This window comes from Streptomyces sp. NPDC051020, from assembly GCF_040683105.1.
Taxonomy (GTDB): domain Bacteria; phylum Actinomycetota; class Actinomycetes; order Streptomycetales; family Streptomycetaceae; genus Streptomyces.
Window position 1 is genome coordinate 48,270 of sequence record NZ_JBFBCG010000038.1, and the last position, 20,421, is coordinate 68,690.

The 20,421-nt window shown below is 70.6% G+C and carries 16 protein-coding genes; all 16 read right to left on the reverse strand.

What is annotated here, in order from left to right:
* Positions 1 to 22: 22 nt before the first annotated feature.
* On the reverse strand, positions 23 to 1,432 hold the full coding sequence (locus AB0N06_RS21465) for a nucleotide pyrophosphatase/phosphodiesterase family protein (protein ID WP_366136276.1): 1,410 nt from the start codon (positions 1,430 to 1,432) through the stop codon (positions 23 to 25).
* Entirely contained in the window at positions 1,429 to 2,604 is a 1,176-nt protein-coding gene (gene eboE / locus AB0N06_RS21470) for a metabolite traffic protein EboE (RefSeq protein ID WP_366136277.1), read from the reverse strand. The genes AB0N06_RS21465 and eboE overlap by 4 nt, the downstream gene beginning before the upstream one ends.
* Before the next feature lie 4 nt (positions 2,605 to 2,608).
* Complete coding sequence (locus tag AB0N06_RS21475; RefSeq protein ID WP_366136278.1) at positions 2,609 to 3,457, reverse strand: TatD family hydrolase; 849 nt, start codon at positions 3,455 to 3,457, stop codon at positions 2,609 to 2,611.
* Positions 3,457 to 4,131, reverse strand: a complete 675-nt coding sequence (locus tag AB0N06_RS21480; protein WP_366136279.1) for an EboA domain-containing protein — start codon at positions 4,129 to 4,131, stop codon at positions 3,457 to 3,459. Before AB0N06_RS21480 ends, AB0N06_RS21475 begins: the two co-directional genes overlap by 1 nt.
* The gene (locus AB0N06_RS21485; protein ID WP_366136280.1) at positions 4,122 to 5,003 is read right to left on the reverse strand and encodes a sugar phosphate isomerase/epimerase family protein; all 882 of its coding nucleotides are present in this window, start codon (positions 5,001 to 5,003) and stop codon (positions 4,122 to 4,124) included. The genes AB0N06_RS21480 and AB0N06_RS21485 overlap by 10 nt, the downstream gene beginning before the upstream one ends.
* Positions 5,000 to 6,178: an SCO3242 family prenyltransferase gene (locus AB0N06_RS21490; protein WP_366136281.1), complete on the reverse strand. Its 1,179-nt coding sequence runs from the start codon at positions 6,176 to 6,178 to the stop codon at positions 5,000 to 5,002. Before AB0N06_RS21490 ends, AB0N06_RS21485 begins: the two co-directional genes overlap by 4 nt.
* Positions 6,175 to 7,293, reverse strand: a complete 1,119-nt coding sequence (locus AB0N06_RS21495; RefSeq protein ID WP_366136282.1) for an inositol-3-phosphate synthase — start codon at positions 7,291 to 7,293, stop codon at positions 6,175 to 6,177. The genes AB0N06_RS21490 and AB0N06_RS21495 overlap by 4 nt, the downstream gene beginning before the upstream one ends.
* Before the next feature lie 141 nt (positions 7,294 to 7,434).
* Positions 7,435 to 11,148, reverse strand: coding sequence for a ThuA domain-containing protein (locus AB0N06_RS21500; RefSeq protein WP_366136283.1), 3,714 nt, complete (start codon positions 11,146 to 11,148; stop codon positions 7,435 to 7,437).
* A 387-nt stretch (positions 11,149 to 11,535) separates the two neighbouring features.
* A complete protein-coding gene (locus AB0N06_RS21505; RefSeq protein WP_366136284.1) occupies positions 11,536 to 12,540 on the reverse strand; it encodes a sugar phosphate isomerase/epimerase family protein in 1,005 nt (334 codons plus the stop codon).
* A 188-nt stretch (positions 12,541 to 12,728) separates the two neighbouring features.
* On the reverse strand, positions 12,729 to 13,958 hold the full coding sequence (locus AB0N06_RS21510; protein WP_366136285.1) for a Gfo/Idh/MocA family oxidoreductase: 1,230 nt from the start codon (positions 13,956 to 13,958) through the stop codon (positions 12,729 to 12,731).
* Between the two features lie 70 nt (positions 13,959 to 14,028).
* Positions 14,029 to 15,066, reverse strand: coding sequence for a substrate-binding domain-containing protein (locus tag AB0N06_RS21515; RefSeq protein WP_366136286.1), 1,038 nt, complete (start codon positions 15,064 to 15,066; stop codon positions 14,029 to 14,031).
* A gap of 249 nt (positions 15,067 to 15,315) precedes the next feature.
* Entirely contained in the window at positions 15,316 to 16,353 is a 1,038-nt protein-coding gene (locus AB0N06_RS21520) for an ABC transporter permease (protein ID WP_366136287.1), read from the reverse strand.
* A 102-nt stretch (positions 16,354 to 16,455) separates the two neighbouring features.
* Positions 16,456 to 17,982: a sugar ABC transporter ATP-binding protein gene (locus tag AB0N06_RS21525; protein ID WP_366136288.1), complete on the reverse strand. Its 1,527-nt coding sequence runs from the start codon at positions 17,980 to 17,982 to the stop codon at positions 16,456 to 16,458.
* A 125-nt stretch (positions 17,983 to 18,107) separates the two neighbouring features.
* Positions 18,108 to 19,289, reverse strand: a complete 1,182-nt coding sequence (locus tag AB0N06_RS21530) for an ROK family transcriptional regulator (RefSeq protein ID WP_366136301.1) — start codon at positions 19,287 to 19,289, stop codon at positions 18,108 to 18,110.
* Positions 19,290 to 19,447: 158 nt separating this feature from the next.
* Entirely contained in the window at positions 19,448 to 19,708 is a 261-nt protein-coding gene (locus AB0N06_RS21535; protein WP_366136290.1) for a hypothetical protein, read from the reverse strand.
* 41 nt (positions 19,709 to 19,749) lie between these two features.
* Positions 19,750 to 20,400, reverse strand: a complete 651-nt coding sequence (locus AB0N06_RS21540; protein WP_366136291.1) for a GntR family transcriptional regulator — start codon at positions 20,398 to 20,400, stop codon at positions 19,750 to 19,752.
* Positions 20,401 to 20,421: the final 21 nt, after the last annotated feature.

Here is a 20,421-nt window from a genome sequence, read left to right on the forward strand (position 1 = left end):
AAACGCTGTGCACGGACCGATCTCATGCGAGGCCGGCAAGCTTGAGGAGCAGGGACTTCACTTCGGTGGCCCGGACGGGGCCGGTGAACGCGTGGGGGGTGGAGCAGAGGATGAGCGGACCTTCTTCGTCGCTCATGGGGAGGCGGCCGTGGCTGCCGCGAACGGGCGACGGGTCGAGGGGCACGACCGCCATGCGGTAGCGCATGCCGAGCTTCTTGCGGGCCACGGCGGTGGCCGCCTTGACCCGGACGTACGGGTCCTGGGGGTCCAGAAAGAGTTCGACCGGGTCGTAACCGGGTTTGCGATGGATCTCGACGAGCTGCGCGAAGTCGGGGGCGCGCGCGTCGTCGAGCCAGTAGTAGTACGTGAACCAGGCATCCGGGTCGGCAACGGCGACGAGCTCGCCGGAGCGCGGGTGGTCGAGGCCGTGAGCCTTCTTGCCCTCGTCGTCGAGGAGCTGTTCGATGCCTTGGACGTCCTGGAGAGCTTCACGGGTCGCATCGAGATCCTCGGGACGGCGTACGTAGACGTGGGCGAGCTGGTGGTCGGCGACGGCGAAGGCTCGGGAGGCCATCGGGTCCAGGTACTCCATGCCGTCCTGGGTGTGGACCTCCAGCAGGCCGGCGCGGCGCAGTGCCCGGTTGATGTCGACCGGGCGGTCGACACGGGTGATGCCGTACTCGGAGAGCGCGACGGCGGTGCGCCCCTCGCGACGGGCGTCGTCGAGCAGCGGGGCCACGGCCCGGTCGAGCTCGGCCGCCGCCTGGTACGCGCGGGGGTCGTCGGGCCCGTAGCGCTGCAGGTCGTAGTCGAGGTGCGGCAGGTAGCACAGGGCCAGGTCGGGGTGGCGGGTGTCCAGGATGTGCCGGGTCGCGTCGATGATCCATTGCGAGGAGACGAGGTCGGCGCCGGGTCCCCAGAAGTGGAAGAGGGGGAAGGTGCCGAGCTTTTCGGTGAGCTCGTCGTGGAGGGCGGGCGGGCGGGTGTAGCAGTCGGGTTCCTTGCGGCCGTCGGCGTAGTAGACGGGACGCGGGGTGACGGTGATGTCGGTGTCGGCGCCCATCGCGTACCACCAGCAGATGTTGGCGACGGTGTAGCCGGGGTGGGAGCGGCGGGCGGCGTCCCAGAGCTTGTCCCCGGCGACGAGTCCGTTGTGCTGGCGCCACAGGAGGACGTCGCCGAGCTCGCGGAAGTACCAGCCGTTGGCGACGATGCCGTGTTCGGCGGGGGTGGTGCCGGTGAGGAAGGTGGACTGGGCGGCGCAGGTGACGGCGGGCAGCACGGTGCCGAGGGGGGCGTGGGTGCCGGACCGGGCGAGGGATGCGAGGTGCGGCATGTGGTCGAGGAGCCGGGGGGTGAGGCCGACGACGTCGAGGACGAGGAGGGGGGTGGGGGCGCCGGTGGGGGACGTGCCCGTTTCGACCGTTGTCACGGGAGCTCCTTGAGGCCGAGGTCGACCAGGAGGTCGCGGGCGAGGGTGAGTTCGGCGGCGATGCCGTCGGCGAGCTGAGGCCGGCTGTGGGGGCGCAGCTCGGCGGGGAGCGCCTGCCAGGTGTACGTCTCGACCTCCAGGTGACGGGTCAACGGCTGGGCTCCGCCGACCAGTCGGGTCAGCGTGGACTGGAGCACCGGGAGGGTCGAGGTGAGCGGTGGGGCGGGGGGTGCGTGCAACGGGACGTGGAAGTGGGCGCGCCACGGGGTGCCGTCCGGCAGTGCCTGGCCGGTGACCGCCTCGTCGAGGTCGTCGGTGCCGCGCAGTCCGTGCGTGGTCCGGGTGCGGGTCTGGTGGAGGAAGCGGGGTTCGGCGAAGGCGGCGAGCGCGGTGCGCACCTCCGGGAGGTGCGGGTGTTCGGCGTGGAGTGCCGCGGAGAGCTGGCACTTGGTGACCTGGATGCCGGCTGCGGAGAGTGCGTCGAGGGCGGTGTCCGGGTCTTCGAAGGAGGTGGCGAGATGGCAGGTGTCGATGCAGATGCCGATGCGGTCGTGTCCGACGGCGGTGAGCGGTGCGACGGCGTCGGCGGTGGTCTCGACCGTGCAGCCCGGTTCGGGTTCGAGACCGATCCGGATGGACTTGCCGGTCAGCTCGGCGAGAGCGTCGAGCCGTTCGGCGAGGGTGCTGAGGGCGGTGTGTGCGGTGCGGGCGGCTTCCGGGTCGCCGGTGTACGGGGTGCGCCAGGCGATCGGGAGGGTGGAGATGGTGCCTTCGGTGACGTCGTCGGGGAGCAGGGTGGCGAGCAGCCGGGCGAGATCGGTGGTGTGGGCGAGGCGTTCGGGGTCCGTCCAGTCCGGCTTGTACACGCGGTACTTGACCTGTTCGGCGCCGAACCCTTCGTACGGGAAGCCGTTCAGGGTGACGACTTCGAGGCCGCGGCGGTCGAGTTCGGCGCGCAGGGAGCGCTGCTGGGCGGGGTCGTTGATCAGGGTGCTCGCGGCGTCCCTGGCGAGCCAGAGGCCGATGCCGAGGCGGTCGCGGCCGAGGCGTCTGCGGACGGGTTCGCAGTGGTCGCGCAGTTGGGCGCGAACACCGTCCAGGGTCTCGGCAGGGTGGACGTTGGTGCAGTAGGCGAGGTGGACGGTGGATCCGTCGGGGTGGCGGAAGCGCATCGGGTCACTCCCCGCCACGGAGGATGGAATTCCCCTCGTGGAGTGGATCGGGGGTGGCGAGATCGAGTTGCAGGCGGCCGCTCTGGCCGTAGAAAGCGACGGGGTTGCGCCAGAGCACCTGGTCGACGTCGTCGTCGCTGAACCCTGCGGCGAGCATGGCGTCGCCGACCTTCCGGGTCTTGAGGGGGTCGCTCCTGCCCCAGTCGGCGGCCGAGTTGACCAGGATCTTCTCGGTGCCGTGGGTCTTGAGGATCGCGACCATGCGGTCCTCGTCCATCTTGGTGTCGGGGTAGACGGAGAAGCCCGCCCAGCAGCCACTGTCCGCGGCGTCCTGCACGGTCGTCTCGTTGAGGTGATCGAGCAGGACCCGCTCCGGGGGGAGGTGGGATTCGCGGATCACGTCGATGGTGCGGTGCAGACCGGCGAGCTTGTCCCGGTGCGGGGTATGGACGAGGGCGGGCAGCCCATGGTCGGCGGCGAGCTGCAACTGGGCGGCGAGGGCGGTGTCCTCGGCCGGAGTCATGGAGTCGTAGCCAATCTCGCCGACGGCGACGACGGAGTCCTTGACGAGGTAGCGGGGCAGGGCGTCCAGGACGGGGGTGCAGCGGGGGTCGTTCGCCTCTTTGGGGTTGAGGGCGAGCGTGCAGTGGTGGGCGATGCCGTACTGGGCGGCGCGGAAGGGTTCCCAGCCGAGCAGGGCGTCGAAGTAGTCGAAGAAGCTCGCGGGCGAGGTGCGGGGCTGGCCGAGCCAGAAGGCGGGTTCGACGAGGGCGCGGACACCTGCGTCGTACATCGCCTGGTAGTCGTCCGTGGTGCGGGAGGTCATATGGATGTGGGGGTCGAAGATGCGCATCAGGACTCCTCCGTGGGGACGGCAGGGCCGGGGGTGGCGATATCGAGCACCCGGGTGAGATCGGCGGGGACGCTGCGCCCGGCGGCGGTGCGTTCGGCTGCGAAGTCGCCCAGCATGCGGGAGAGTTCGGCGTCGCCGCGGGCACGGTGGGCCAGTGCGTCGACGGCCTCGACGGGGACTCCGGTGAAAAGGCACTTGAGGACGGCGTGGCGCCAGTGGTGCGTGTCGAGATGAGCGGCGGCGTACGGACCGACGGCGGCGGCGACCAGCCGGGTGTCGTTGGTGCGCAGGGCGTCCTCGACGAGGTGGAGGGCGGTGGGGCCGAGGTCCAGCCGATGGAGGGTGAGGAGGACGGCGCGCCGCTCGGCGGCGGTGCCCTGTTCGTAGAGCCTGGTCACGGCGGGGAGGGCGGCTCGGGCTTCGAGGAGCAGCAGGGCGCGTACGGAGTCGGCATGCTCAAGTCCGCAGTGCCGGCCTGCGGCGGCGAACCGCAGCTCCCACGGGGGCACGGCGTACGGGCCGCCGGGCGCGGTGTCCTCGTGGGCGGCGGCGTGCGCGGCCTCGGCGAGGGCCTCGTCGAGCCAGGCGCGTGCGGCGCCGGCGAGGTGGGTGTCGAGTTGCCCACGGGTCAGCAGCGGGGGCGTCTGCGGCGAGGCCGGCGGGGTCAGCGGCATGACGTCGCTCCCTTCGGGAGTCTCGACGGGATGCGGGAGCGGAGGAAGTCGATGGAGGTGCGGGCGAGTTCGGGGCCGGCGTGGGAGTGGCGGGGCAGTTCGACCACGGTGAGGCCGCGGTATCCGGTGTCGCCGAGCGTGTCGAGCGCTTCGAGTACGGGCGGGAAGTCGATCTCGCCGTCGCCGAACGGCAGATGCTCATGGATGCCCCGGCGCATGTCCTCGATCTGGACGTGGCGGATCCAGGGTGCGGCGTCCCGGACGCAGTCCGCGGGTGAGGACGGCTCCAGGCACTGGCAGTGGCCGATGTCGAGGGTGAGCCCGAGTGGTTCGGGGTCGCCGCTGAGGATGCGCAGGTGGTGGAAGTCGGAGAGATTGGCGAGGAGATGTCCGGGTTCGGGCTCGATGGCGAGCGGGATGCCGGTGCGGTCGGCGGCTACGAGCACCGGGGCCAGGGCGCCGGTCAGCCGCTGCCAGGCCGTGTCGGGCGTGGTGTGGGGTGGGGTGATGCCGCTGAAGCAGTGCACGGCGTGGGCGCCCAGGTCGGCGGCGACATCGACGGCCCGGACCAGGAGCCGGGTGCGGGCGGCGCGGGCCTCCGGGTCCGCGTCGAGGAGGGACGGGCCGTGCTTGCGGCGCGGGTCGAGGACATAGCGGGCACCCGTCTCGACGGTGACACCCAGCCCGAGCTGTTCGAGTCTGTGCGCCACGCGGCGGGTGCGGGTGGCGAGGTCCGGGGCGAGGGGGTCGAGGTGCATGTGGTCGAGGGTGAGGCCGACGCCGTCGTACCCGACGCCCGCGAGGAGCGCGAGGGCGTCGTCGAGGCGGAGGTCGGTGAGCCCGTTGGTTCCGTAGCCGAGGCGGATGGTCATGTGGGGCTCACCTTCCGGGCGAGTGTGCGGGCGAGAGGGACGAGCCCCATGACGGCGAGCCCGGTGCCGGCCGCTCCGGCACGGGCGGCGAGCGCGGCCTGGAGCGGGATCATCGCCCGGATGCCGCTGCCCACAGCGCGCTGGGTCAGCGGCGGGGACGGGTTCAGGGTGGCGTGGAGGAGCGGCTCGGCGGCGGTCCGGAGGTAGGCGCCTGTGAGTGCGGTGACGAGGAGGCGGGGCGAGGTGCCGGTACGGGTGTTCGGGGGTGCGGGAGCTCCTGGTACGAGGCGGTGGTTGTCCCCCGCCGCGCCGCATCCCGGGGCCGGGGACACCTCCCCGTGCCCCCGCTGCTCGCGTACCGCGGTCGCGCCGAGCGCGATGACCGCCGCGAGCGCGGAGAGGGGCGCGACGGTGGAACCGCCGTGCGCCTCGTGGCGCGAGACGGCGGTGACGGCGTAGGTGTGCGCTCCGAGCAGGGCGGCGGCGGAGAGTGCCGCACGCAACGGGAGGGCTGCTTGCCGGGACGGCTCCCCGTGGCGCGGCTGGGCATCCCTGACTGCTGTCGCCAGGGCGCGGCCGCCCCTGCCGACGAGCCGGGCGATCGGTCCGCGGCGCGGCTTCCCCGCGGGTCCCGGGGTGGGCGCGGGTGCCTGGACGAGGCCTGTGGCCGGGCCGGGCACGGTGACCGTGCGCGTGTCGGGGTGCTCCGGCTTCGCGCCCGCCCCCCATGTCGCGGTGGCGCCCAGCAGCAGGTCGAGGGCGCGCGCCGTGGCCATCGCGGCCGGGCCCGCCTGGGTGTGTTTGAGGTGGAGGTCGTAGGCCCAGACCGTTGCGGCCAGGCCGGTGGCCACCGTCAGGGCCGGGCGGCCGGCGCGGGCGGCGAGGGACAGGCCCGCGGCCGTCAACGCGCCTGCTGCCGTGAGGGCCGCGCCCGGGGTGATCCGGCCCGAGGGGATCGGGCGGTGCGGACGGTCGACGGCGTCCTCGTCGCGGTCGGCCCAGTCGTTGAGGGCCATGCCCGCCTCGTAGAGGCAGAGGGAGGCGCCGACGGCCAGCACGGTGCCACGGCCGGGACGCCGTCCGATGGCTGCCGCCCCGGCGAGTGCGTCCCCGGGGACGGTGAACAGCGCCGAGATCCGCAGCAGCTCGGCCCAGGCCCGTACGGTGGCTGTCACTTCTCCCCCCGCAGTTGTTCGGCGAAGGCCAGCAGCGCGATGTACTGCTCGGACAGTGCGGCGGGGCCGCCGTCCGGGTCCTTGAAGTAGAAGCCGAGTTCGGGACGCGGGCCGGTCAGGCCCACCTCCTGGGCGCGGGCGAGCAGCCGCGCCAGGTCGAGGACGAGGGGGGCGGCCAGCGCCGAGTCGCAGCCCTGCCAGGTCGTCTGGAGGACCATGCGGGCGCCGAGGAACCCGTCGAACGCGATGTGGTCCCAGGCCGTCTTCCAGTCGCCGAGCGCGGGCACGTCGTCGATGTGCACCTCACCCTCGGGCGCGGCGCCGAGCGTGTCGGCGAGGACGCGCTCCTTGCCCGCGTTCTTGGCCGCTGCCGCGCCGGGGTCGGCCAGCACCGCTCCGTCCCCGCCGCCCAGCAGGTTTGTGCCGGACCAGGCCCGTACGGGCAGGGCGCGTTGCACGAACATCGGGGCGAGCACGGAGCGGAGCAGCGTCTGGCCCGTCTTGCCGTCGCGGCCTGCGTGAGGAAGTCCGCAGTCCGCGACGGCGTCCTGGAGCGCGGGGGCGCGCAGTCCGGTGGAGGGGGTGAAGTTGATGTAGGGGCAGCCGGCCCGGAGCGCGGCCGCTGCGTAGAGCGAGCTGGTGGGCAGCCGCTTCTCGCCGGGATGCGGGACGGGTTCCGTCGACGCGACGTTGACGACGACCGTGCGGGTCAGGTTGCCGCGGCGGCCGAAGTCGGTGAGGTCCGCGGCGAACGCGGCGATGAGTTCCTCGTCGGTGCGGGTGTCGCCGGGCAGCGGGCCACCCGGGCGCATCTCGGCGTCGGCGGCCGCGAGTTCGTTCCGTACGGCGGAGGGCAGCCCGTGCGGGAGCACTCCCCCGGCGGCCAGCGCCTCCGCCCGTTTGGGGAGCGGACAGCCGACGGTGTCGTGTCCGCCGAAGACCAGGGAGGTCAGTGCCGGCAGCCCGCTGCCGGCGAACGGCGCGGTCTCAGTGACCATGCCTGCTGCCGGGTGGAGCCCCGCCGCGACGGCCGCGCAGCCCGCCATGGCGGTGGTGGCGACGGAGCCGCGTGCTCCGATGAACCAGACTCCGGTACGAACGGCATGTGCTGACACGGGCTGCCTCCCTGGCTGGGGATCCTGGCTGGGCAGTGCAAAGAGTGGGGGCGCTGATCGAATCGAGGCGGACAGGGGTGGGGGGTGACGGCGGGCGAGGTAGGGCCGTTGCCCCGCCCGCCGTCGGACTGAGGCTGTCGCCTACGCGGCGGGCAGCTCCTTCAACTCGATGTTGCGGAAGGACACATGGTCGTCGGCTCCGTGGTTCTGGAGGCCGATGTAGCCGCTCTTCAGGCTGCGGACGGGATCGGTGTTGGTGAAGTCGTTGATCTTGACTCCGTTGAGGAAGACCTGGAGCCGTTCGCCCTGGAGCTTGATCTCGTAGCTGTTCCACTGGCCGGGCGGCCGCAGGACCTGGTCACGGGCCTTGATGTCGGCTGCCTTGAAGCCGTAGATGGCGCCCGTGGTGCGGTCGGGGGCGTCGGTGGCGTCGATCTGGACCTCGTAACCGTTGTTCACCGCGGACCAGGGGTCGTCGGACTCGGGGAACCCGACGAAGACACCGGAGTTGTCGTCGCCCGCCAGCTTCCAGTCGAGCTTCAGCGAGTACGACCCCAGCTCCTTGGCCTGGTAGGTGAGCAGGCCCATGCCGCCCTCGGAGCGGAGCTCACCGTCGACGACGTTGAACTTCCCGGGGCCCGCCTGCTTCCAGCCTTCGAGTGTCTTGCCGTTGAAGATCGACCGGTAGCCGGTGTCCGGCTTGCAGTCGGCCTTCACCTGTCCGGCCGCGTAGCGGACGCCGCCGAGGAGGAGCTGCCGGAAGGCAGGTTCGGCGTACGACGCCTTGGTGTGGCCGAGGCCGGTGTAGAAGGAGCGGCCGCCCTGGTAGGTCTGGCACCAGGTGATCGGGTGATCGCCCTTCATCGTGCCACCGGTGTAGGTCGTCTCGTCGAGCGTGGCGAGGACCTTCACCTTGTCGCGCGGGTTGGTGCGGTAGTTGTACAGCTCGTCGGTTCGGTTCCAGGCGTCGTCGAGGTGGGCGGTCGCCGGGTGCTTGTGGTCCTCGACGCGGACGGTGACCGGCTGGATCGCGGGGTGTCCGGCGAAGTAGGCGCCGACGAGCCCGCCGTAGAACGACCAGTCGTACTCAGTGTCCGCGGCGGCGTGCACGCCCATGTAGCCGCCGCCGGTGGCGATGTAGTTCTCGAACGCCTTCTGCTGATCGGCATTGAGGACGTCACCGGTCGTGGAGAGGAAGACGACGGCGTCGTAGCGGGCCAGGTTGCTGGTGGTGAACTGGCCTGCTTCCTCGGTGGCGTCGACGGTGATGTTGCTGGTCGCGCCGAGTTCCTTCAGTGCCGCGATGCCCTCGGGGATCGCGTCGTGGCGGAAGCCGGCCGTCTTCGAGAAGACCAGGACCCGCTTGGCGGTCCGGTCGGGGGCACTGTTGGAGAGCTCGAAGTCGTCGACGTCGTAGAGCGCCCCGGCGCCGCCCTTGAAGACCAGGAAGAGTTCGGTGGCCTTCCCCGGGACGCCGCGCAGCGGTACGTCGATGTCCTGGAAGTTCTCCCAGCCACCGGTCACCGGCACAGGTGCGGAGCCGAGGAGCTTGCCGGTCGCGGAGCCGGACCGTACTTCGAGGAAGCCTCCCGCGCCGCCGGACGAGATCCGGGCGGTGAGCTTGGTGGAGTCACCGAGGATGTACGGCTTGAAGGCGATCCAGTCGCCGTTGTCGATGTCGCCGACCGTCTTGCCGCCGTGCGCGGCCGCCTTGTCGTACGTCCTGATGCCGGACGACGCGGTGAAGTGCTCGGCCTGCCGGTGGCGAGGCTGAAGCTGCGACTGGGCGTGGCCGGAGAGCGCGGCCTGGCCGCCGCCCCCGCCGTCGGTGTACGAGGCGTCGATGACTCCGAAGATGTTGGCGTTCGGGTCGTGTCCGCCGTCGACCTGGGTGCTGATGGTGCCGGTGCAGCCGTTGGTCGTGGTGATCGGGTGGCCGTGGCTGTCATGGCCGAGTACGAAGCGGACCTCGACCTTCGAGCAGTCGATCGTGCCGTCCTCGGGGTCGGTGACGGTCACCTTGAACGGAATCTTGTCCCCGAAGCTGAACAGCTGCCCGTCACCGGGGAGTTCCAGCTTCACCGTGGGTGCCGTGTTGCCGACGGTCACATGGACGCTCGCCAATCCGGTTCGTCCGGTGGGGTCCTTGGCGGTGACGGTCGCCGTGTAGGTGCCGTTCTTCCGGTACGTGTACGTGGGGTTCGCGGCGGTCGACGTGCCGCCGTCACCGAAGTTCCAGGCGTACGTGAGTGCGTCGCCGTCGGAGTCCGTGGTACCGGCCGAGGAGAACTGCACCTTCAGCGGTGCGGCGCCGGAGGTCTTGCTGGAGGCGGCTTGGGCAACGGGTGAGTGGCCGCCGGTCGCGTTCTCGATGCGGTAGAGCGCGGAGTTCTCGTCGCCGCCGAACCAGGCGAGGCCGTAGTCCAGGACGTACAGCGCCCCGTCCGGGCCGAAGGCCATGTCCATCACCTGGGTCCCGGACCACGGGAGGTTGTTGATGGACTGGACGGTGCCGTTGCCGTCCTGCTCGATGCGCTTGATCCAGCGTCGGCCGAACTCGCCGGCGAAGAAGTCACCGTCGTACGACTCGGGGAACTTCACGGGTGAGTCGAGGTTCGGGTCGTAGTGGTAGACGGGGCCGCCCATCGGCGACTCGGAGCCGGTGCCGAACTCGGGTACGGAACCGCCGTCGTACGGGATCCAGGCGGGCTGCGCCGGGGGCAGGTCGACCAGGCCGGTGTTGTGCGGCGAGGTGTTCTTCGGGGCGTTGCAGTCGAAGGCGGCGCCGGACGTCTTCGTCGCGAAGTCGTAGTCGACGAAAGCGTCGTTCTTCCCGGTGCAGAACGGCCAGCCGAAGTTGCCCGGCTTGGTCACCCGGGCGAACTCGACCTGTCCGGCCGGTCCGCGCTTGGGGTCGGCAGCGCCCGCGTCGGGCCCGTAGTCGCCGACGTAGACAATGCCGGTGGCCTTGTCGACGCTGAAGCGGAACGGGTTGCGGAAGCCCATCGCGTAGATCTCGGGGCGCGTCTTGTCCGTGCCCGGCGCGAAGAGGTTGCCGTCCGGAATGGTGTACGAGCCGTCGTCGGCGACCTTGATCCGCAGGATCTTGCCGCGCAGGTCGTTGGTGTTGCCCGAGGTGCGCCGGGCGTCGAACGCCGGGTTACGGTTCGGGCGTTCGTCGATGGGTGTGTAGCCGTCGGAAGCGAACGGGTTGGAGTCGTCGCCGGTCGACAGATACAGGTTGCCCTGCGCGTCGAAGTCGATGTCGCCGCCGACGTGGCAGCAGATGCCGCGGGACGCCTTGACGTCGAGAACCTTCTTCTCGCTGCTCAGGTCGAGGGTGCCGTCCTCCTTGAGGACGAAGCGGGAGAGCCGGTTGACGCCGTCGAACTTGGCGAAGTCGGCGGCGGTGCCGGTCTCCGGGGCGTCGCCGGAGGGGGTGTCCAGCGGCGGCGCGTAGTAGAGGTAGATCGCCCGGTTCTCACTGAACTTCGGGTCGATGCCGACGCCCTGAAGGCCTTCCTCGTCGTGCGAGTAGACGGGGATGGCGCCGGAGATCTTGGTGTTGCCCGCGCTGTCGGTGATCCGCAGCTCGCCGTTGCGCGAGGTGTGCAGGACGCTGCGGTCGGGGAGCACGGCCAGGGACATGGGTTCGCCGGTCTCGGCGGCGCCCTTGGCGAGGGTGACCTGCTGGAAGTCCTCGGTCGCCGCCGCGTCGGACGCGGCCGGCGAGGTCGGGCCCGATGCGGCCGCTCCTGGCGGGGCGCCCAGGGCGAGGGTGGCTGCGGTGAGCATGCCGCCGGTGAGCAGGGCGAGGGCTGTACGGAGTCGGGGCCGGGTTCTGGTTCTGTGCACGAGTGTCCTCCGGAGAGTGCCGGTTGTACGGGCGAGTGCTGCCGTGCCGTTCCGCGCGGGGACTGCCGCGCAGGTCACCGAGGGCCCGGTGGGGCTCCGGTGACGCGAGTCATGTCGTGTACACCAAAGGGACGGTAGACGGGTTCGTCCGAGGTGGAAAGGCCTTGCGCAGGAGATAAGTTGAGCTTTTTCCTGAGTCAGGACAAAGGGGGTTTTGGGTAGGCGGGACCGCCCCTGCGGCGCGTGTGCCGCCGGGCTGCGCAGACCTGTCCGCCACCCGCCCCGCCCCGCCGGGGCTCCGGCCCCGGACCCTGACCCTCAGATGCCGGACCTGCTCAGGGCGATTGAGGAGCGGAGGTCCGGGGGTGGAGCCCCCGGGAGGAGCTGTCAGTCGCCGCCCCCGAATGCCGCGTCGAACGACGCAGCCGGCGGGTCGAAGTCGTACCGCTTCAGCGTGGCAAGCGCTTCCGGTGCGCCCGCCAGCCGGTCCATCCCGGCGTCCTCCCACTCCACTGAGATCGGGCCTTCGTAGTCGATCGATCGGAGCATCCGGAACACGTCCTCCCACGGCACGTCACCGTGCCCGGCGGAAACGAAGTCCCAGCCGCGCCGCGGATCGCCCCAGGGCAGGTGCGAGCCGAGACGGCCGTTGCGCCCGTCGAGACGCTTGCGAGCCTCCTTGCAGTCCACGTGGTAGATCCGGTCCCGGAAGTCGTAGAGAAAGCCGACCGGATCGAGGTCCTGCCAGACGAAATGGCTCGGGTCGAAGTTCAGCCCGAACGCGGCCCGGTGGCCGACGGCCTCCAGGGCCCGGTGCGTGGTCCAGTAGTCGTACGCGATCTCGCTGGGGTGCACCTCGTGGGCGAACCGCACGCCCTCCGCGTCGAACACGTCGAGGATCGGGTTCCAGCGCTCGGCGAAGTCCTCGTAACCGCGCTCGATCATCCGCGGCGGCACCGGCGGGAACATCGCCACCAGGTGCCAGATCGACGAGCCGGTGAAGCCGATGACGGTACGGACCCCGAAGGCGGCGGCCGCGCGGGCGGTGTTCTTGATCTCCTCGGCGGCCCGCTGCCGTACCCCTTCGGGCTCGCCGTCGCCCCAGATCCGGGCGGGCAGGATGCCCTGGTGCCGTTCGTCGATCGGGTTGTCGCAGACCGCCTGGCCGACGAGGTGGTTGGAAATCGCCCAGCACTTCAGACCGTACTTGTCGAGCAGCTGCCGCCGCCCGTCGAGATAGCCGGGGTCGGCGAGAGCCTTGTCGACCTCGAAATGATCGCCCCAGCAGGCGAGTTCGAGACCGTCGTAACCGAAGTCCCGGGCAAGCCGGCAGACCTCCTCGAGCGGCAGGTCGGCCCACTGACCGGTGAAGAGCGTGAAGGGACGGGGCATGCGCGGAACCTCCTAGGGCGTGTTCCGAAAGGAGCGTCGTCCGCCCGTAGGGCGGGCCGGGCGGCGTCTGGTGCGTGCGATCGTAAGGCGGAGGGTTGCCCCGATACGGGGCGTATCGGGGCGAGCCCGACAACGCAGCGAGCGTGCGCGCCAGGCGTCGCCCGGCAGGCGGGACGTTCGAAACATGCCTAGGACGCTACGGGGGTGTGTACGGAGCTCTTCTCGGCGCTTTCCTCCACCGCCGCGAGCACCCGCTGCACCTGAAGTCCGTCGGCGAACGACGGAACCGGGTCCGCCCCTTCAGCGATCGTCAGAACCAGGTCGCGGGCCTGGTGGATGAAGGTGTGCTCATAGCCGAGTGCGTGACCCGGCGGCCACCACGCCTCCAGGTACGGGTGCGCGGGCTCGGTGACGAGGATGCGGCGGAACCCGGCGGTGGTGGCCTGCTCGCTGTGGTCGTGGAAGGACAGTTCGTTGAGGCGTTCCAGATCGAAGGCGAGCGAGCCGCGCTCGCCATTGATCTCCAGCCGCAACGCGTTCTTGCGTCCCGCCGCCATCCGGGTCACCTCGAACGAGGCCAGTGCTCCGGAGGCGAGCCTGCCGGTGAACAGAGCGGCGTCGTCGACGGTGACCGCCCCGCGTGCTCCGCTGTCCGCGGTGCCCGAGAGCCCGGCCGACGCTCCGGCGAGCAGCGGTCGTTCCCGTACGAAGGTCTCGGCGACCGCCGACACCCCCACCAGGAGCTCCCCCGCCAGATACTGGGCGAGGTCGACGATGTGCGCCCCGAGGTCGCCGAGCGCACCGGATCCCGCGTGCTCGCGCTTGAGCCGCCAGGTGAGCGGCGATTCGGGGTCGACCAGCCAGTCCTGGAGATAGGTGGCCCGTACATGCCGCAGGGCACCGAGCCTGCCGTCGGCGATCAGCGTCCGTGCGTACGCGATCGCCGGCACCCTGCGGTAGTTGAAGCCGACCATCGCCACCTGGCCGCGGGCCCTGGCCCGTTCCGCGGCCTCCGTCATGGCTTCCGCCTCGGCGACCGTGTTGGCGAGCGGCTTCTCGCACAGCACGTGCTTGCCGGCCTCCAGGGCGGCGATGGCAATCTCCGCATGGCTGTCGCCGGGCGTGCAGATGTCGACGAGCTGGACGTCGTCCCGGGCGATCAGGGCGCGCCAGTCGGTCTCCGCCGCCGCCCAGCCGTGTCGTTCGGCGGCGGCGCCGACCGCCGTACGGTCGCGTCCGCAGATCGCGGCGAGAGCCGGCTGCATCGGCAGGTCAAAGGCGTGTCCAGCGGTGCGCCACCCCTGTGAGTGGGCGGCGCCCATGAACGCGTATCCGACCATGCCGACCCCGAGCGTCGCCTTCGGCACGGTCGTCGGCGGCGCTGCGGCCTCCTGCTCCGTCTCTTCCCTACGGGCCATACGGGCTTCCTCCTCGTCGGTCGTTCGGTGGGCGCACGGCAGGAGGGTCAGCACCCTCCTGGTCGGCGGATCAGCTGAAGCCCGTCGGCAGGTACTGGTCGATGTTGTCCTTGGTGACGACGGCCGAGTAGAGGGTGAGGCTGGTCGGGATCTCCAGTTCGGAGAGCCCGCCGATGCCCTTGCCCTGCCCCAGGGCGCGCGCCAGGTCGATGGCGGACGCGGCCATCGTCGGCGGGTAGAGAACCGTGGCCTTCAGGACACTGTTGTCGGCCTTGATGGCGTCCATCGCGGACTTCGCGCCCGCGCCTCCGACCATCAGGAACTCGTCCCGGCCGGCCTGTTGGATGGCGCGCAGCGCGCCGACACCCTGGTCGTCGTCGTGGTTCCACAGGGCGTCGAACTTCTTCTGCGCCTGAAGGAGTTGAGCCATCTTCGCCTGACCGGACTCGACAGTGAAATCGGCGGCCTGACGGGCCACCAGCTTGATGTTGGAGTAATTCTTGAGGGCGTCGGCGAAGCCCTGGCTGCGCTGCTTGGTGAGCTCCAGGTTGTCGATGCCCGCAAGCTCGACCACCTTGGCGTTCGGCTTGTCCTTGAGCTGTTCGCCGATGTACGTGCCGGCATTGAGACCCATGCCGTAGTTGTCGCCGCCGACCCAGCAGCGGTAGGCCTGCGGTGAGGCGAAGATGCGGTCCAGGTTGACGACGGGGATGCCCGCCTTCATCGCCTCCAGACCGACCTGGGTGAGCGCCTTGCCGTCGGCGGGGAGGATGACGAGAACGTCGACCTTCTTGTTGATGAGGGTCTTGACCTGGCCGATCTGGGCGGCGGTGTCGTTGGAGCCCTCGGTGATCTCCAGGGTCACCTCGGAGTACTTCTCCGCCCGCGACTTGGCGTTCTCGTTGATGGCGTTGAGCCATCCGTGGTCGGCCTGTGGTCCGGCGAAGCCGATGGTGACGGGCTTGCCCGGCTTGTCGTCGGCAGCCGGCTGATGGCTCTGCGCGGTCTGCGACTTCTTGGGCTCATTGCTGGTGCAAGCGGTGAGGAGAGCGCCCGCGGAGACGGCTGCGGTGCCGAAGAGCAGTCCTCTGCGGCTGGTTTCTGGCATGGCTGTCGAACCCTTCATCCGGTGCGTGGGTGGCATGCGGAACTGCGGGTGAGATGGGGTGAGGTGGAGTGGGGAGAGCCCGGGGGCTGGGGGTGTCCGGCGGATCAGGGTCGGACAGGTCGCGGCGTCTGGTGCGGTGCATCGCAAGGCGCCGGAGCGTCCTGATAGCGGAGCTGTCCGGGCGTTTCGGCAACGCCGCGAGGTGACGTGCCGGCGTCGCGGCCTCGGCCATGATCCGCCGGACACCCCCTAGGTCTCCCCGTGGGCCGAGGTGCGGCCCTGAACCAGGACGGCGGCGACAATGATCGCGCCCTTGGCGATCTGCTGGACATCGCTCTGCAGATTGTTGAGCGCGAAGATATTGGTGATGGTGGTGAAGACGAGGACGCCGAGGACGGAACCGACGATCGTGCCACGTCCGCCGCTGAGCAGGGTGCCGCCGATGATCGCGGCGGCGATGGCGTCGAGCTCGTACAGGTTGCCGTTGGTGTTCTGTCCCGAGCCGGACAGGATGATCAGCATGAAGGCGGCGACGCCGCAGCAGAGCCCGGAGAGCAGATACAGGTAGAGCCGCTGCCTCGTCACGTCGATCCCGGCGAGGCGGGCCGCTTCCGCGTTGCCACCGACCGCGACCGTGCGGCGTCCGAACGTCGTCCGGTTCAGCACCAGCCAGCCGATGACGGTGACCGCGGCGAAGATCATGACCAGCGGCGGGATGCCGAGGAGGTACGAGTCGGGGAGCCCCAGGTCGAGGACCGACTGGACGGTGACGATCTGTGTCTTGCCGTCGGTGATCAGCAGGGCGAGACCGCGGGCCGAGGCGAGCATGGCCAGCGTCGCGATGAACGGCACCACCCTCCCGTACGCGATCAGCAGCCCGTTGACGAGTCCGGCGCCGAGGCCGACGAGCACGGCGGTGAAGAGGATCCCCGCGAAGCCGTACTCCTGGGTGGCGAGCGTGGTCGCCCAGACCGAGGCGAGCGCGACCATCGCGCCGACCGACAGGTCGATGCCGCCGCTGGTGATGACGAACGTCATGCCGACGGTGACGACGCCGATGACGGACGACTGGGTCAGGATCAGCTGCAGGTTCCCGGTGTCCAGGAAGGCGTCGGGCTCGGTGAACCCGCCGACGGCGATCAGTACGGCGAGGACCCCGAGCAGCGACAGGGCTCGGACGTCGATGCGCCCCGTTAGAGAACGCCAGGGACCACGGGTCGGTGGGTCAGCTGCGCGGACGGATGGCGTGGCGGCCGGTCCGCTCGTCGAGTGCAGTTTGCTCGGCACGAGTAACTCCCGTCATGCGCTGATAGGTTGTACGCCTGCCCTCGGGCAGCGGTCAGGGCTTGGCCGTCATGAGGCCGCCATGCGGCTGAGTGAGAAGCCCTCTCATTCACGAGAGGGAGGAGTCACCACGAGGTCGAGTACGCGGTACTCGTCAAGGCCTCGCGAGGGCCCGGTATGAACGACCCGGCCCTCGCGGAGCACTATTACTCGGTCAGCCAGGCCCAGTACTTCGGGCACTTCGCTGGAGACCAGCAGAACGGCGAGGCCCTCGTCGGCCAGCCGGCGGATCACGGCGTAGAGCTCGGCGCGGGCGCCGACGTCGACACCGCGGGTCGGTTCGTCGAGCAGCAGCACCCGGCAGCCGCGCAGCAGCCAGCGGGCCAAAACGGCCTTCTGCTGATTGCCGCCGGAGAGGGTGCGGACGGAGGTGTCCGGGTTGTCGGGGCGCAGCGAGAGTTCACGGGTGGCGGCGCGGGCCGCCCGGCGCTCGGCTCCGCGGTCGAGCCAACCGGCCCGGGAGAAGCGGGACATGGAGGAGACCGACACGTTGCGGGTGACGGATTCGAGCATCAGCAGGGCCTGCGCCTTGCGCTCCTCGGGGGCGAGTCCGATGCCCGCGGCGACGGCGGCGCGGACGCTGCCGGGGCGCAGCGGCCGCCCGCCGACGAGGACCCGGCCCGCGCTCGGCCTGCGGGCTCCGTAGATCGTCTCCAGGATCTCGGAGCGCCCGGATCCGACGAGTCCGGCGAGCCCGACGATCTCGCCGGGCCGCAGTTGCAGGTCGACGGGGGCGAACTCGCCTTCCCTGGCGAGTCCTTCGACGGTGAGCACGGGGTCCTGCCGGGTGTTCTCCGCGGGAGCTCCGGGGCGCTGCGGGAAGACGTATTCGACATGACGTCCGGTCATCATCGCAACGATGTCGCGCGTAGGGGTGGACTCGGCGGGCAGCCCGACGGCGACGGCCCGCCCGTCCTTGAGCACGGTCACCCGGTCACCGATCCGGCGGATCTCCTCCAGGCGGTGGGAGATGTAGACGACGGCGACCCCGTCGGCGGTCAGCCCGGCGACGATACGGAAGAGGTTGGCGACCTCGTCGGGGTCGAGGGCGGCGGACGGCTCGTCCATGACGATGAGCCGTACGTCGTGGGAGAGCGCCCGGGCCATGGAGACGATCTGCTGCTGGGCGGCGGAGAGCGCACCGACGGGACGGGCGGGATCGATCTCGGGGTGGCCGAGGCGCTTCAGCAGTGCCGCGGCGGCGGCGCGTCCTTCGCGGGTGCGGACGACGAAGCGGGCGGCGGTGGGTTCGTGGCCGAGGAAGATGTTCTCGGCGACCGAGAGGCCTTCGACCAGGTCGAGTTCCTGGTAGATGGTGGCGATGCCGAGACGCATGGCGGCGATCGGCGACTTGAGCGAGACGGGTGCGCCACGCCAGGTGATCTCGCCGCCGTCGGGCTGGTGGGCCCCGGCGAGCACCTTGATGAGGGTGGACTTGCCGGCACCGTTCTGCCCGAGCAGACAGTGGACTTCGCCGGCCTCGACCTCCAGGTCTACGCCGTCGAGGGCGCGAACACCGGGGAACGACTTGGTGATGCCGGACATGGTGAGCAGGGGTGGTTCTGATGCCATGACAAATCCCCTCGGCGGGTGCGGGGCCGGTGAGCGGGCAGGGCGCAGGACTGTTCCGGGGGTCACCCCCCGGCCCCCGGCCAAATGGGGCGGGAGGCGGTTCGGTGGTGCGTACCGGTCGAGTATCAGGCCGGTGAGAAAAGGTGGTCGCTGATGAGCCGGGCGGCGCCGATCACTCCGGCGGCCGGCCCCAACTCACCCAGCACGATGGGGAGATTGCCGGTGGCCAACGGCAGGGACTGTCGGTAGACCTGGGTCCGGACGCTGGCGAGGAGCGTGTGGCCGAGGCCGGTCACACCGCCGCCGATCACCACCAGTCCGGGGTTGAAGAAGCTGACGAGTCCGGCGATGACCTGGCCGACCCGGTTTCCGCCCTCGCGGATCAGGTCGAGCGAGGTGGCGTCACCGGCGGCCGCGGCGGCGGCCACATCGGCGGCAGTGAGTTTCCCGGCCGCCTCCAGCCGGCCGGCGAGCTCCTGCGACTGTCCCGCGCGAGCCGCGTCCTCGGCGTCGCGGGACAGCGCGGCGCCGCTGAAGTGGGCTTCCAGGCAGCCCCGGTTGCCGCAGGCGCAGGCGCGGCCGTCGGGTTCGACCTGGATGTGACCGATGTCGCCGGCGCTGCCCGTCGTACCACGGTAGACGTCGCCGCCGACGACGATGCCGCAGCCGATACCGGTACCGATCTTGACGCAGAGGAAGTCGCCCACGGAGCGTGCGACGCCCGCGTGCTGTTCCCCCATCGCCATCAGGTTCACGTCGTTGTCGACCATGACCGGGCAGCCCAGTTCCTGGCTGAGTGCCTCGCGGACCGGGAAGCCGTCCCAGCCGGGCATGATCGGGGGTGCGACCGGTACGCCTTCGGGGAAGCGGACCGGCCCGGGTACGCCGATGCCCGCGCCGTCGAAGCCTTCGGCGAGTCCGGAGGCCCGGAGCTTGGCCGCCATGGACAGCACCTGTTCGAAGATCGCGACAGGTCCTTCGCGTACATCCATGGGGTGGTTGAGGTGACCCAGAACCTCCAACTCCGCATTGGTGACCGCCACATCGATCGATGTGGCACCGATGTCGACGCCGAGGAAGCGCAGCGCGGGAGCGAGCCGGATGTTGTGCGAGCGACGCCCGCCGCGGGAGGCGGCGAGTCCGTCGGCCACGACGAGTCCGGTCTCCAGCAGCCGGTCCACCTCGACGGCGAGCTTGGAGCGGGAGAGATCGATTTGATCCCCCAGCTGCGCCCGGGAGTTGGGCCCGCCATCGCGCAACAGCCGGAGCAGTCGCGCCTGATGCGCATTCGCGGGTCGTGCCGTCATACGTCTCACGCGCCCCTCCCCGCCACATCGGCTTATCCGTCGGGCTTTCGAGTGGAACGTAGCAGTGGCTGCCGGAAGTGGGAAGAAGTTGCGCAGGAATCCACTACAACTTTCTCCACACCGAGGACAAAGACGTGAGCGAAGGGGAGCGGAGGCGGTCAGACCGGGATGAGCCGGTCGCGGCCGTGCAGGAGGGCGTGGCCGAGCCGGGTGACGGTGTGCACGGTGGTCTTGCGGTGTCGCTGACTGGTCACCAGGGCGGAGTCACGCAGGGCGATGATGTGGTGCCTGGCGTTCGGCGCGGTGGTACCAGCTCTGTGGGCGAGCTCGCCCGCGCCGCAGCGGCCGGAACCGCCGTGTGTACCCGGGCAGAGCGGTCGGCTTGAGAGGGGCTCGGTCGCCGTTGCGATCGCACGCACCGGACGACGCTCCTCATGGGCAAACACTGCCGGTCACGGCACTAAGGCGTGTGCTCCGTGTGCGCCCGCATGATCTCCGTGGCCCGTTGTTCGTCCCGCGAGGAGATCGCCGCGATCAGCGAGCGGTGTTCGATCCAGGACCGGTTGCCGCGCCGGCGGACCACCGGTGTCGAGTACCAGCGGACCCGGCGGTCGACCTGTCCGGCGAGCTCGGCGAGCACCGAATTGCCCGCCAGCTCCATGACCTTGGCATGGAAGGCGGCGTTGGTGGCGACGGCGAGATCCACATCGTCGTCGGCAACGGCCTGCTCACCCTTGGCGCAGAGCTCTTCGAGGGCGGCGATGCCGGCCGTGCCGGAGTTGGCCGCGGCCAGCCGGGCGGCCTCGGCCTCCAGCAGGGTGCGGACCGAGAGCAGCTGGTCCGTCTCCTCCTCGGTGGGTTCATGGACGAACGCACCCTGGGCGGGACGCAGGTCCACCCAGCCCTCGGTGTTCAGCCGCTGCAGGGCCTCGCGCACCGGCTGCCGGGACACACCGAGGTGCCCCGCCAGCTCACTCTCGACCAGATGCTGGCCGGGGCGGAGCGCACGCGTGGTGATCAGTTCGAGCAGTGCCTCGTAGACGCGCTCGCGCAGCGGACCGGGCCGCTCCAGCTTCGGCAGGGCCCCCTGCGGCAGTCCTGCGGACACCATCGCGGTCCCCCTCCCGGCGAC